Origin of the sequence: Streptomyces paradoxus, from assembly GCF_014202475.1 — a bacterium.
GTDB lineage: Bacteria > Actinomycetota > Actinomycetes > Streptomycetales > Streptomycetaceae > Streptomyces > Streptomyces paradoxus.
This window is the reverse complement of the sequence record NZ_JACHGV010000008.1, coordinates 189940-203174: the sequence shown is the minus strand read 5'-3', so window position 1 is coordinate 203174 and position 13235 is coordinate 189940. Positions and strand designations below refer to the sequence as shown.

The following is a 13235-nucleotide window of genomic DNA, read 5'->3' as shown; positions in this document are numbered from 1 at the left end:
CCGAAGTGGAGCGCACCGGCATCCTCTTGGGCGCTGAGTTCCAAAGTGACCCATGACACAGCACTCGTGACATTCTCCCCATCCCCTCTGGAAGGTGCCCCATCATGGCCGCTTACCTCTGCCCGCCTGCCGTGATACACGGCCAGCATGCCGTGAAGACCAGTGAGATCGTGGCGGAGGTGCGTGACCGGCACCCCGATGCGGCGTGGGCGCGGCGGATCGACGGCATCGCGGCGAGCACCGGCATCGAGACCCGTGGCTGGATGCTGCCACTGGAGACCGCCGTCGCGCCCGGCAAGGGCAACGGCCTGCGGGCTGTCGGCGTCGAGCCCACTCAACAGGCGCTGACACGAGGCGGGTTCAACCAGCAGGACGTGGAGCGCGTGGTCGCCGCCCTGGAGTCCATACCCGCGCCGCAGACCGTCCAGGAGCGCACCGCGCCGGCCTGGGAGGCCGTGCAGGCCTACGGAGAGCGCGCGGCGCGCGGGGCCCTGCAGACAGCCGGACTCGACACCGCGGACGTCGACTGTCTGATCACCAGTCACTCCACCACTCCGGCACTGCCGGGCCTGGACCTGACCCTGGCCAACAGGCTGGAGCTCCGCAGCGACGTGATGCTGCTGCCGGCCACGCAGTGGGCCTGCATAGCGGGGACCCGCTCACTGGCCCTGGCCGCGGACCTCGTGGCCGCCGACCCCGACCGGGTGGTCCTGGTCGTCATCTCGGAGGCGCTGAGCACGACCTACCAGCCCGCGGACGACACGCTGGAGTCCCTGATCGTCCGGCTGCTGTTCGCCGACACCGCCGTGGCCGCGGTGGTCACGGGCCGCCCGAGGCCCGAGTCGGTGCTGCGGCTGGACGCCGCCTGGCATCACACCCTGCCCGGCACCCAGGACCTGCACCGCCTGGAGACACGGGCGGACGGCACCCACTTCGTGATGGACCGGCGCGGGCCGCGGGCCGTGCAGGAGACGGTCACCGCGATGTGGGAGTGGCTGCGCGCCCGGTACCAGGACGACCCGGACGCCTGGCATCCCGACGTGCTGCTCGCGCACCCCGGCGGCACCCGGGTGCTGGAGTACATGGAGCAGACGATGCCCGACACGTGGCCGCCGGGGCTCCTCGACTACAGCCGGGACAGCTACACCAGCGGCAACCGCGGAGGCGCGGCCGTCTTCGACATCCTGCGGCGGGCGCACGACGCGGGGCTGCAGAAGCCCGGCAATCGCGCCGTTCTGTACGCGGCGGCGCCGGGGCTCACCGCCACCGCTCTGGAAGGGCAGTGGCTGTAGACCTCTCGAGGGAACGACGCGTGCCGCGTCACCGGGCCACTTCCGCCCAGACGACCTTGCCGGGGTCCGTCCACCGCACCCCCCACCGGGTGGTGAGCCGGTGCACGACGCTCAGGCCACGACCACCGTCGTCGAGCAGGTCGGCACGCTTCAGCCGTGGCCTGCCGTTGCCGGTGTCCCCCACCTCGCACAGCAGGCCGTGCCCGGACCTGATCAGCCGCACCGTGATGGGGCCGGTGGCGTGGCGCACCGAGTTGGTGACCAGCTCGCTGACCAGCAGCATCGCGTTGTACCGGGTGTCGTCCCTGGTGCGCCACTGCCGCAGCAGCGCGGAGACGTGCTCGCGGGCCCGGGCCGGGGCGTCGTCGCGGGCGGCCAGCCGCCAGGTCGCCGTGTCCTCCTTGCGGTAGCCGATCATGCGTGCGAGCAGCAGCGTCACGTCGTCCCGCTGTGGCGCGGGCGCCAGTGCGGAGACGACGTGCCGGGCGGCCCGCTGCAGGGTGTCCCAGGGATGCACCGAGGCCACCGCGTCCGCCAGCCTGCCCATGCCCTCGTCGATCGACAGGGCGGGGTCCTCCACCAGGCCGTCGGTGTAGAGGGCGAGCACGGAGCCCGGGGGCACGCCGACGGTGTACACGTCGAACGGCTCCCGAAGCGCGAACTCGGCTCCCAGGCCGGGGTGGGGGCGGATCGCGAGCGGGCCCGCCCGCCCGTCCGGGGAGACCAGGATCGGGGGGAGGTGGCCGGCGCTGGACAGCGTCATGTGGTGACCGACCGGGTCGTAGAGGGCGATGCAGCAGGTCGAGCCCAGGGCGCTGTAACCGGCCGCCAGCCCGGCCTCCGCGTCGTCCAGCACCGTCACGGTCTCGTCCAGGTGCTCCAGCACCTGGTCGGGCGCGAGCCCGGCGGACAGCAGGGCGCGGGCCTCCATGCTCAGCTGGCCCATGGTCGCCGCGGCTCCCAGCCCGTGCCCCACGACGTCCCCGACCACCAGCGCGGTACGCCCGTCGGGCAGCGGGAAGCTGTTCACCCAGTCACCGCCGACGCCCGCGCTGTCGGGGGTGGCGGGCTGGTAGACGCTGGCGATTTCGATGGTGTCGTCGCCCGCCCGGGGCAGGAGCCGGCGCTGCAAGGCCAGGACCTGCGTGTGCTCGCGCTGATGCTGACGGGCGAGGTCGACATGGTGGGCGGTTCTGGCCACCAGCTCCTGCAGGTCGAACAGCTCGCTGTCGCGGAAGGGGCAGTCCGCCCGCCGCCAGACCTCCGCCACCCCCAGGACGACGGGCGGCGCGCTGTCGAGGACGAGCGGTATGCACGCCACACCCGCCGACAGGTCACCCGGCACCAGGGCACGCGCCACGCGTGGGCTGCCGAAGACCCGCTCGACCGCCTCACCGTCGGGTATGACGATGGTCTGCGGAGCATCGTCGCGCAGCACCGCCTGCGCCAGCAGACGACTCGCGTCGCCGGGGAGATCGTCGCCCGGCGTCGTGTAGCCCTCGGGCCACACCCGGTCCGGTACCAGGGCCGCCCGCCGCAGCCGGATCCGCCCGTGCGCCCTGCCGGAGACTCCCTCCCCGGTCCACACGGCGAAGTCGAGGTCCACTGCTGCCACGTCTCCCCAGGCCAGCAAGGACTCCGCCAGCGACTGCGCGGTCTCACCGATGTCCAGCGAGGTGCCGATCGCCGTCTCGGCGGCGTAGAGGTGCAGCCGCCTGGCCATGGCGATCACGGAGACCGTCAGGCCGCCCTCCGGCGCCGCGGAGGGCAGGATGCTCATCGAGACCACGAGCTCCGACCCGTCGCCGCGCCGCAGGCGCTGGATGCGGGCGACATGCGCCTCACCGCTCTCCACGACCTGCCGCAACCGCCGTGTCACCGTCGGCACGTCCCCGGGCGGCAGGAGATCGACGAACGGCCGCCCGGGCGGGGCGTGCAGGCCCGCGAACACGGGGGCTTCCAGATTGCAGCGGGTGATGATCAGGTCCCGGTCCAGGTTGACCGCGCCGAGGATCTGCTCCTGACGGCCCGCCTCCGGGTTGTCGGGCACCTGCGGGCGCGTGGGGCGGTCGTCCCGCGGGTCGGCGCCTGCCGCTCCGCCCTGCGGGATGTAACGCCCAAGGGCGCGGCTGACCAGGTCGAACGCCGAGGAGGACGAGGGCGAGGGTGTGGAGTCCATGCGGCTCTCTCAGCAATCCCCGGCGCGGTGCCGGGGCCGTGTCCGGACCCGTGCGGTCGGGGCCCCGAGCTCCCTGACCACACACCTCATTGAATAACACCGCAGGCGGCTTCGCACACACCAGCGAATCGCGGGAACGTCGGCGTTCGGGAGCAGATGCCGTCGTCAGTGCTCTGCAAGGGGCTGTGCGTGGGCGATGAGCAGCGCGACGTCGTCGTGGTCGGTGGGACCGCGCAGTCGCCGGAGCAGCCGGTCGCAGGTCTCCTCGGCGGAGCGGCAGGGCGGGGACAGCAGGCGCAGGAGGTCGTGCAGGCGCTGGTCGATGGGATCGTCGCGGGTCTCCACCAGGCCGTCGGTGTACAGGACGAGCTGGTCGCCGGGGTTCATGGTGAGGGCGGTGGTCTCGAAGGGGCCGCTGCCGACTCCCAGCGGGGTGCCGGTGGGCAGGTCGAGCAGTTCGGGCGGTCTGCCGGCCCTCACCAGTACCGGGGGCAGGTGGCCGGCGCAGGCGACGTGCAGGCGGGAGTGGTGCGGGTCGTAGACCGCGTACACGCACGTGGCGATGTAGGGGTCCAGGCCCTGTGTGATCTTGTCGAGGTGGGTGAGGATCCGGCTCGGGGCGAGGTCGAGGTCGGCGAGGGTGGAGGTGGCGGTGCGCAGCCGGCCCATGGCGGTGGCGGCCGGGATGCCGCTGCCCATGACGTCGCCCACCGCCAGGGCGGTCCGGTCGCCGCTGAGGGGGATGACGTCGTACCAGTCGCCGCCGACCTCGCTGAAGGCCTGCGCGGGCCGGTACCGGGCGGCGATCTCCAGGCCGGGGCGGCGGGGCGAGGGCTGGGGCAGCAGGCTGCGCTGCAGGGTTTCGGCGGCACTGCGGATGTGCTGGTGCAGGATGGCGTTGTCGATGCTCAGCGCGGCGGAGGAGGCCAGTTCCGAGGCGAGGGTGAGATCGTCCTCGTCGAAGGGCTGGGGGTTGCGCGCGCGGGCCAGGCCCATCACGCCGATGATCTGTCCGCGCGCGATGAGGGGGACGGCCATGTCGGTGTGGACCCCGGCTTCGGCGAGCAGGCCGGCGGCGGCCTCGTCGGCTGCGATACGGCTGAGCTCGCCGCTGTCGAGGTGGGTGATCAGCAGGGGCTTGCGGGTGCGGAAGCAGTGTGCCACCGGGTGGTCCGCGTGGTAGGTGGTGAGGTGGCCGGGCGCGATGAGCGCCTCTGAGGCGGCGGTGGGGTAGGCGGTCTTCACCGCCAGGGCGCGGAACAGTGCCGGGCCCTCGCCGCGGTCCGGGCGGCCCGTCCGCAGGACGGAGTCCAGGATGTCCACCGCGATCATGTCGGCCAGGTCGGGCACCAGGACGTCCGCCAGCTCCTGGGCGGTCCGCTCCACCTCCAGGGTGGTCCCGATGCGGGCCGAGCCGTCGGCCATCAGGCGCAGACGCTGCTGGGCCCGGTCGGCCTGCCTGGCTGCTTCGTACCGGTCGGTGACGTCCACCACCACGTTGGCGATGCCCAGCACGTGTCCGCCGTGGTCCTCCAGCCGGTAGAGCGACACGGCCCAGGCGTGGTCGTGGTCCGGGTCGGCGCGGGTACGGCCCACCACCTGCTCGTCCACCAGGGGCAGGCCGGTCTGAAGAACCTCTCGCATCTGGTTCTCCGTGGTCGTGAAGGGCGCGCCCGGCAGGATCTCCCGGAAGTGGCGGCCCATGTGGTCGGCCTCGGGGACGCCGTGCATCGAGGCGAGGGCCCCGTTGACGGCCACGTACCGCAACCGGGTGTCCAGGACGGCCAAGCCGATCGGCGCCTGGGTGACCAGCTGGCTGGACAGGGCCACATTGCGCTCCACCTGCCGCACCGTGGCCCGGTCGGTGGCGAGCCCCAGCGCGTAGTGATCGCCGAGGCTGTCCGTCAGCCGTATGTTGCGGAACTCAATCGTCCGGATGCTGCCGTCCTTGAGCCGGACAGGGAAGGGCCCCGCCCAGCCCCGTCCGGTCGCCATCACCTCCGCGAACAGTCCCTTCCCCGCCTCGCGGTGCTCGGGACGGAGAAGCAGGGTGGCCGCGTACTGCCCGACCGCTTCGACACCGGTGTAGCCGAACAGTTCCTCGGCCTGGGGGCTCCACATGTCGATCCGGCCGTCGGCCTCCACCAGCACCGCGGCGACGCCCAGCAGGTCCATCAGCCCGCTCGGGTCCGATGCCGCCTTCTCCGGTTCGCCCGCCCCCTCCGGAGGCTGCTTCGCTCGGCTCATCACATTCGCCCCTTAGGCCTGTCGACCTCACCGGCGCACCCGTCTGCCCCGGCAGACGTCCGCGGCGGTCTCCCTGCAGGTCAGCAACCCGTTCACGATGCGGCACGCGGCCTGCGAACAGCCAGAGGACGCGCCGGGAGGGCGCCGTGCGCGACCGGACCGTACGGCCCCGGAGCGAGCGGTACGAAGCTCCACGCGTGCCCGGTCGGATGGGTCGTTCCTCACCCTTCCACCCTTCCACAGGTACCGGCTCCGGCCGAGAAGATCAGCCTCCGCGCGGCTCGCCGTGCGGGGCCGGAAGCCGCCGTCCCAGGCGGGCGAGCGGGGAGAAGGCCATCACCACCGGGGACAGCATCATGCCCGCGGCCGCCACCAGCAGGGCGGTGCGCAGCCCCCACTCCCCCGCGAGGAATCCGCCGAACAGGGAACCGAGCGGGGCCAGCCCCATACCGGCGAAGGTGATCGTGGCGGCCGCGCGGCCCTGCATCCCGTCCGGAGTGACGGCCTGGCGTACGGCCATGATCGTGACATTCACCAACTGGCCGCCGAACCCGAACACGAAGCCGGTCACGAGCAGCGCGGGAACCGTCAGCGCGGATGAGCCGTTCAGCGCGGGCACCCACAGGAAGACACCGTCGCCGAGTGCCGCCGCGCACACGAGGACCGGGCCGTGGCCGAACCGGCCCGGCAGCCGGGCGGCCAGCAGCGAGCCCAGGAGCGCGCCCGGCCCCGCCGCGGCGAGTATCAGCCCCACGACGACGCCCGACAGGTGCAGTTCCCGCGGCAGGAACAGCAGGTAGACGGTCATCACGGCCGCGAAGGAGAACTGGAACGCGGCCGAGGCCAGGCCCACGGCACGGAGGCGGGTGTCCCCGGCGACGAAACGCAGTCCGTCAACGATCCGGTGCCGGACCCGCGGTTGATGTTCCGGGCGCTCCGGGACCGGCTCGGCTCGGCGGATCCTCCGGATCGACAGGAACGACAGCGCGAAGAACAGCGCGCTCGAGGCAGCGGCGATCGGTGCCGACAGCAGGGACACCAGCGCACCGCCGAGAGCGGGGCCGCCGATCTGCGCCGCGGACCGGCTGCCTTCGAGCGCGCTGTTGCCGCGCACGAGTCGGTCGCGCTCCACCAGCCGTACGACAGACGCCTGGTACGCCACGTCGAAGAAGACCGACAGGGCCCCGACGGCGCAGGCGAGCGCGACCAGGCCGGGCATGCCGAGCCGGCCGGAGAGTCCGGCCAGGGCCACAGCGCCGAGGGCCAGGGCCCGGCCGGCATCGGTGAGCACCATCGTCGTACGGGTGCGCCACCTGTCCACCCACGCACCGGCGAAGAGCGCGAGCACCAGGGTCGGCGCCTGCCCCACCGCTCGGAGGACGCCCAGCTGGCCGGCGGTGGCGTCGAGTGTCAGGACGGCCAGGAGCGGCAGGATCACCAGGCTTGCGTGTTCACCGAGTTGGGAGGCCGTCTGCCCCAGCCAGAGCCGGCGGAAGTCGACGTCCCGCCACAGGCTGGACGGAACAGACGGAGAGGAATCCGAGGAAGCGGACGGCACGGGAATCCCTTGGGGTACCGACGACGAGACCCGGCACCGGGCGCGGAAGGGCGCGTCGGCGGTTCGGGCAGGAGGAGGCTCGCTGTGCCGCTACATCAAGGGCAGCACGCGATGACAGGCCGGTCACGGCCGACAACGTCAACGCGCGCTCGGACGACCGACCATGTCTCAGCTCCTCGTGGATGCCTCGCGTCGCGCCGACCCTAACGTCGGCCGACCCCACTGCGCATGTGTTTTAGGCGTGCGCTCCTGATGTGTGGTGCAGGATCTCGGCGGCCAGCCGGTCGTCCAGGGACCTGGGCAGGGTGTGCCCCATGCCCTCGATCATGACCAGACGGGCGCCGGGGACGGCGGCGGCGGTGGCCTCGGCGTGGACGGGCGGGAACATCGGGTCCTCCGTGCCGTGCAGCACCAGCGTCGGTGCGGTGACCGTGGCGAGGTCGGCCGTGGAACCGGAGCCGGCTGCCCCGGCGAGCGTGTGGTTGAGCCCCGCCGTCAGATCCCGCGCCCGTTCGTATACCCGCTGTTCCATCGCGCGGTACTCGCCCTCGTCGAACGGCAGCACCCCTCCGTGCAGGAGGCGCCAGAGCGGCTCGCGGACGGCGAGGTACTCCTCCAGGTCCGCGTCCGGACGGGGGAAGGTCGTGGTGAGCGCGGCCAGCAGTTCGGGGCGGGGTGGGGGCAGTTCTCCGGGGAGCGGAGACTCGCCCTGCAGGGCTCGTTGCACCGCTGACACCGTGTCCGTACCGAGCGGCTGGGACGACAGGCTCGTCAGGGTCAGGACCCGGGGAGCGTGGGTGACGGCCAGCCGCTGGGCGATCACACCACCGAGGGATGCGCCCACCAGGTGAGCCTGTACGACCCCGAACGCGTCGAGGACGGCCAGTGCGTCGGAGGCCAGGTCGGCGACGGTGTAGGGGTGGGTGGTGAAGTCGACGGTGGAGGAGCGTCCGGTGTCGCGGTGGTCGTAGCGGATGACCCGCCGGTTCCCGTCGACCAGCCGGCGGACGATGCCGTCGTTCCATTGCACGCCCTGCGCCTGTGCGCCCATCACGAGCAGCACCGTCGGGTGGCCCGGATCGCCGAATCCTTCTGCCCACAGCTCTACGCCGTTCGCCCGGACGATCCGCTCGTCGCCCGTCAGGTACTGGTTCTTGAGTTCATTTTCCTGCATGGTCGTTCAAGATAATGGTTCCGGGCATGACGCGCACCGGATTTACCTCAGGTCCGGGTTGGACGCCACGGACCCTGTCCGGGCAACCTGATCGCATGGCAGGAGTCAAGGGGCAGGTGCAGAAGCGAGGCGTGGAGCGCCGACGCGCCATGGTGGACGCCGCGATCGAACTGTTCGCGCGTCAGGGGGTGCGGGGCACCGGAGTCGCCGCGATCGCCGAGCGCGCCGGCGCGACGCCCTCGGCCCTCATCCACCACTTCGGCAGCAAGGACGGCCTGGTGCAGGCCGTCCTGGAGGAAGCCGACCGGCGCGCCCTGCAGCGGTTGTCCATCCCGGCCGGGGCCGAACCCACCCTTGACCAGGCGTTCGACTGGTTCATCCGGGACGCCGGGCACACCGCCGCCACGGATGGCCAGTTGGCCGCGCTGCACACCACCCTCACCGCGGAGAACCTGCGCCCCGGCTCCGTCCTGCACACCTGGTTCCGGGACCGTGGCCGGGCGCTGCGGACCCATCTTTCCGACCTGTTCACACGCGCCGTCGCCGACGGCTCGGCCCGGCCCGGCCTCGACCCGGCGGTCCTGGCGACGGAGACGGCCGCGTTCATCGAGGGGGCACACCTGTTGTGGCTGCTCGACCCCGAGCAGGTGGACCTCGTCGGCGTCCACCGCAGCTACTTCGAGGGCTTGGCGGCCCGGCTCCGGCCGTGACCGGACGTGCGGCAGGCCGCGACCCAGCCCTGGGCCGTGTCCGCAAAGTGGGTTGGTGCGTTGGCCTGTTCGTGGTGCGTCGTCATGAGCTGACTGATGAGTCGTGGGCGGTGATCGAGCCGTTGTTGGCTCCGCCGCGGATGGGCCGTCCGGTGCGGGATCGCCGTCAGGTGGTCAACGGCATCCTGTGGAAGCTGTCCACGGGCGCGGCCTGGCGGGACCTGCCTGAACGCCACGGCCCGTGGAAGACGGTTTACGAACGCTACCGCCGCTGGTCGGCCGACGGCACCTGGGACCGGCTCCTGGCCCACGTCCAGCAGCACTCCGATGCCGTGGGTGCTGTCGACTGGACCGTGGTCTGTGTGGACTCCACGACCGTACGGGCTCACCAGCATGCGTCCGGGGCCCGAAAAGGGGGCTCTGGCCGGGTGAGGCGATCGGCCGGTCCCGCGGTGGGCTGACCACGAAGATCCACCTCGCCTGCGACGGCCAAGGCAAGCCGCTGGCCTTCACGATCACCGGCGGGAACGTCAACGACTGCACCCAGTTCGAGCAGGTCATGGCCCGCATCAGCGTCAGCCGGCGCGGGCCCGGTCGGCCCAGGACCCGACCCGAGCGGGTCGTCGCTGACAAGGGTTACTCGTCCACGAAGATCCGCTCCTACCTGCTCAAGCGCGGCATCAAGGCCGTGATTCCTGAGCGATGCAGCCCCGGGGAAGAACGCCTCAGCAGTGGCCCCGCTGGCTCAGCGCAATTGCGGCCATTCGTCACAACTTCACCTGGAAGGAGCGGCGAGAACACGGAGGAGGAGCTCGGCGGTACGGTGGCCCGCCGCGGGTCATCCCACTTTGCGGCTCTCGGCAGGAAAGCCATGGCGCAACTCCCCCGGCTCGTACGCTTGTGCCGCGGATGACCGACCTCTTCACCCCGCCCTATGCGTACGGCATCCAGCACGCCAACGCCGACCTCGCCAGCGCCAGGGACAAGCTCATCCGGGCTCGGATCGACTTTATCGACGCAGCACACGAGGCCATCCGTACCTGACGCCACCCCTTCGGCTCTCTCCACGGGCGCTGTCGTGTCACCTGCGGCCCGGGCGTTCACCTGCGACAACGGGCAGGTAGGGGTCGTGCGTCTGCCTCCCGGGAACTGGTGCTTGAACCAGACCGGCCCCGCCGATCATCACAGTGCTGGGACACACCGCCGAGGGACAGAACTGCCCCATTCGCTGATGCTGACGGCCGAGATCATCCTCGTCCCGCCGTGGGCCGCCATATGGTGTGAGGTCCGTCGCGCGCAGGACTGGGCGGGACGGCAACAGGAGACGCAGGTGGAGACGGCCAAGCCGCCGGTGCTGTCGGCCGGTCTTGCCCCGTCCCAGTTCGGCAGGCCGCCACACCTGCAAGGCCCCGGGGCTTGATCCATGCGCGGGCGGGAGATGGCACGTGCGATGAACGTTGGCACGTCGTGCGACGAACGCGCGGAACAAGCCGTCTGAAGGCCTGTCCTCGTCGGAGGTGTTGAGGTTCCTGATCCGGAATCAGAAAGCGTGGGCCTTGGCCTCGGTGGGGCGGATGGAGCCGAAGAGCCGAGTTGGCCTCACAGGGAGCGGATCATGGATCACGCGGCAGTCCCTGTCCGGCAGCGAGGGTGCAGGATGCGGAAGCTCAATCGGAATTCGGTCGTGCCGCCATGAACTGCTGATCTTGAGGTCCTGTGAGAGGCGACGGTCCCCGCGGCAGTGAAGAGTAAGTGGCCCCTGACCAGCGCAAACTGTCACCTTCCTGACCCGGGTCGGGATCATGCGCTGACGATCATTCGTCTTGAAATGTGGAGAACTGGTGATCGTTTGACAGGTACGGTTCCCGAAAGTTGATCAGATCCCGTTACGACGGGAGTACGCCAGGGGGTGGTGAGTGACTGGGCGTAAGTCAGGACTCAGAGGCAGATCGCTCATGGCTGTCGCAATGGCGGCTTCGCTGTCAGCAGTCGCCAGCAGCACGAACGTGGCCACGGCAGGTCCAGACGTCTGTGAGCTCGGCGAAGGAGAATTGACCATCAGCGACCTGCCCGCCTGGCTCGTCGGTGATCTTATGCGACGCAGTTGGGCGAGTGGTCACGCATGACGGCACCGGCGTAGCAGTGCCCGAACCCGGCACGGCTGTAACCGTCGACGCACTGACCGCCGACGGTGAAACCCACGGATTCACCATGGAAGTCACCTCAGATGGCAAGGTCTCCTACGACCTGGCCGAGGCGAGCGCCGACACCTCCACAGTGGGCGCCGATGTCCCTCACTCGCTGGCCCACCCGGTCACGACACCACAGGGCCTCTCGCAGGAGTCGGACAGCACGGACGCCGACGCGTCCGACTCCGAGGCGGAAGGCGTCGAGGTAGCGGATGTCGATGCCCAGAGCTCACCTGGCGCGTGCAGCGACGGTGCCTACAACACCGCGGACCGCAAGGAGTACGGCACATACAACCGGTACATCGGCGACGGCGGTATGCCCGGCGGACTGTCCCGCACCGATGCCAAGTGGGCGTTCGATGACGCCATCAACAACATCACCGACAGCCACAACAACTGCGGAATGGGCGACTCGGTCGGCGCGGAGACGAACCTCCTGCCCGAAACCAGCTACCAGGCCGACATCAAACAGCAGCTCCCAGTGCACCGACCGGGACGAGTTGAGCACCTGGGACGCGGGCGATCTCAAGGGCAACCACGTCGCCGTGGCCTGCTCATGGACCTGGCCGGCGCCCGGCGTCAAGAACGACTTCCGCGAGGCGACGTCCGTTTCAACACCCGCGATCACGAATTCACAAATAAGCCAACCAGCAGGTGCTCGAACAAATACGACATCCGCTCCGTCGGTACTCATGAGGCCGCACACGTCTTCGGACTGGGACACGTCGGTTCGGGACACGAAAACCTCACCATGTACACCGACTCGTTCACCTGCACGACGAAGGCCAGGACGCTCGGCAAGGGCGACGTCCTCGCCCTTCGCAGCATTTACAGAGGAGGCCGTTTATGAGTTGGGCCAAGCGATCCGTGAGCGCGCTGCTGACGGCAGCTGTAGCGGCGTCACTTGCCGCCTGCACGTCGGAGGACAACAGTGCAGAGGACTCGGCGTCGTGCATCTACCAGGTGACCTATGACGGGCGCACCTACCGGGATGTCGCCAACGTGGGGTTCACGGTCGGGGGCAAACTCGGTGCGGCGACCCAACCGCCCTGTGACGACACCGGCGACCTGGACAAGGGCGACGAGCCGTCCACGACGGAGACCGCCTACGCCGTGGACGGCATCTCTCCGAAGGTCGCCATCGCCGTCGGTGACAGACCCGACGACGTGAAGTTCGTCGCTGTCTATTCGGGCAACGAACTGCCCTCCGAGGTGAAGAAGCTGATCCCCAGACCATGAGGCGGCCGTTGGGGCTGTTGGGGCGAACGAGACCCGGAGGTCGCCGTCGTCCGAGGCTTCCCGGACGAGGTCGCTCGGCACGATTGGCGTGTCCGGTACGGGCCGTGCATCGACGCGGTCGGCGCGTTGGGGTCCTGGCTGCCGCAGGTTTTCCGCAACCGGCACGTTCCCAACGCCTACGCCGCCGAGCTGGCCGCCAACTACGGTGCGCCGCAGAGGAACCGGGACTCTACTTTCTGATAGTGCGACTATCGCCTGTCTTGCTCGTCGGCCGGGGTATGGGGCGGGGTGATCTGACGGAAGCCGAGTGGGAACGGCTGCGGCCGTTCCTGCCGGTCAGCAACAGGCGTTGTGGCAGGTGGCGGGATCATCGGCAGGTGATCGACGGGATTCTGCACCGGGTGCGTGCGGCGGAACGTCGCAGTCCGCATCCGGGGACTCCTTCCAGGTTTTCGTGCGCTGGAAAGAGATCGCGCGGCGGGCCAATAAGCAGCGCAGGGCCTCCCGACCGATCCGGACGGGCCGAGCCTGTTCCTGCGCAGGTGATCGGCGAGCTTGCGGATCGACCAGCAGGTGAAGGGCTTGCCGAGCTGCGTCGGTCGGGTGGTGGCCGTCTGAACGACGAAGTTCTCGACGGAGTCAGCCCG

General features: G+C 70.4%; 9 protein-coding genes and 2 pseudogenes. 6 read left to right on the top strand and 5 right to left on the bottom strand.

Annotation, left to right across the window (positions count from 1 at the left end):
• Nucleotides 1-104 precede the first annotated feature (104 nt).
• Complete coding sequence (locus HNR57_RS25800) at nucleotides 105-1292, top strand: beta-ketoacyl-[acyl-carrier-protein] synthase family protein (RefSeq protein WP_184563353.1); 1188 nt, start codon at nucleotides 105-107, stop codon at nucleotides 1290-1292.
• Between the two features lie 28 nt (nucleotides 1293-1320).
• Here the strand turns inward: HNR57_RS25800 and HNR57_RS25795 are convergent, their stop codons facing one another.
• The 4 genes from HNR57_RS25795 to HNR57_RS25780 form a co-directional block, all read right to left on the bottom strand.
• Nucleotides 1321-3471: an ATP-binding SpoIIE family protein phosphatase gene (locus HNR57_RS25795; RefSeq protein ID WP_184563351.1), complete on the bottom strand. Its 2151-nt coding sequence runs from the start codon at nucleotides 3469-3471 to the stop codon at nucleotides 1321-1323.
• Nucleotides 3472-3636: 165 nt separating this feature from the next.
• Entirely contained in the window at nucleotides 3637-5718 is a 2082-nt protein-coding gene (locus tag HNR57_RS25790) for a SpoIIE family protein phosphatase (protein WP_184563349.1), read from the bottom strand.
• Nucleotides 5719-5983: 265 nt separating this feature from the next.
• Nucleotides 5984-7276, bottom strand: coding sequence for an MFS transporter (locus HNR57_RS25785; protein WP_184563347.1), 1293 nt, complete (start codon nucleotides 7274-7276; stop codon nucleotides 5984-5986).
• 235 nt (nucleotides 7277-7511) lie between these two features.
• Nucleotides 7512-8450 (bottom strand): alpha/beta fold hydrolase, encoded by a 939-nt coding sequence (locus HNR57_RS25780; protein ID WP_184563345.1) that lies wholly within the window; start codon nucleotides 8448-8450, stop codon nucleotides 7512-7514.
• A gap of 95 nt (nucleotides 8451-8545) precedes the next feature.
• Between HNR57_RS25780 and HNR57_RS25775 the strand changes: the two genes are divergently transcribed.
• From HNR57_RS25775 to HNR57_RS25760, 5 genes and pseudogenes are all read left to right on the top strand, one after another.
• Nucleotides 8546-9160 (top strand): TetR/AcrR family transcriptional regulator, encoded by a 615-nt coding sequence (locus tag HNR57_RS25775; protein ID WP_184563343.1) that lies wholly within the window; start codon nucleotides 8546-8548, stop codon nucleotides 9158-9160.
• Between the two features lie 71 nt (nucleotides 9161-9231).
• Nucleotides 9232-9905, top strand: a pseudogene (locus tag HNR57_RS25770) (IS5 family transposase); the annotation flags it as partial.
• A gap of 164 nt (nucleotides 9906-10069) precedes the next feature.
• A complete protein-coding gene (locus HNR57_RS40345) occupies nucleotides 10070-10204 on the top strand; it encodes a hypothetical protein (RefSeq protein ID WP_281403913.1) in 135 nt (44 codons plus the stop codon).
• A 1068-nt stretch (nucleotides 10205-11272) separates the two neighbouring features.
• Entirely contained in the window at nucleotides 11273-12199 is a 927-nt protein-coding gene (locus HNR57_RS40620) for a matrixin family metalloprotease (protein WP_313674735.1), read from the top strand.
• On the top strand, nucleotides 12196-12588 hold the full coding sequence (locus HNR57_RS25760) for a DUF6281 family protein (protein WP_184563341.1): 393 nt from the start codon (nucleotides 12196-12198) through the stop codon (nucleotides 12586-12588). Before HNR57_RS40620 ends, HNR57_RS25760 begins: the two co-directional genes overlap by 4 nt.
• 417 nt (nucleotides 12589-13005) lie before the next feature.
• Here the strand turns inward: HNR57_RS25760 and HNR57_RS39710 are convergent.
• Nucleotides 13006-13220, bottom strand: a pseudogene (locus tag HNR57_RS39710) (IS630 family transposase); the annotation flags it as partial.
• Nucleotides 13221-13235 lie beyond the last annotated feature (15 nt).

Coding starts and splice junctions, on each gene's coding strand:
- HNR57_RS25790 (WP_184563349.1), bottom strand. CDS start 5,718: ATGAGCCGAGCGAAGCAGCCTCCGGAGGGGGCGGGCGAACCGGAGAAG.
- HNR57_RS40345 (WP_281403913.1), top strand. CDS start 10,070: ATGACCGACCTCTTCACCCCGCCCTATGCGTACGGCATCCAGCACGCC.
- HNR57_RS25775 (WP_184563343.1), top strand. CDS start 8,546: ATGGCAGGAGTCAAGGGGCAGGTGCAGAAGCGAGGCGTGGAGCGCCGA.
- HNR57_RS25780 (WP_184563345.1), bottom strand. CDS start 8,450: ATGCAGGAAAATGAACTCAAGAACCAGTACCTGACGGGCGACGAGCGG.
- HNR57_RS25795 (WP_184563351.1), bottom strand. CDS start 3,471: ATGGACTCCACACCCTCGCCCTCGTCCTCCTCGGCGTTCGACCTGGTC.
- HNR57_RS25800 (WP_184563353.1), top strand. CDS start 105: ATGGCCGCTTACCTCTGCCCGCCTGCCGTGATACACGGCCAGCATGCC.
- HNR57_RS25760 (WP_184563341.1), top strand. CDS start 12,196: ATGAGTTGGGCCAAGCGATCCGTGAGCGCGCTGCTGACGGCAGCTGTA.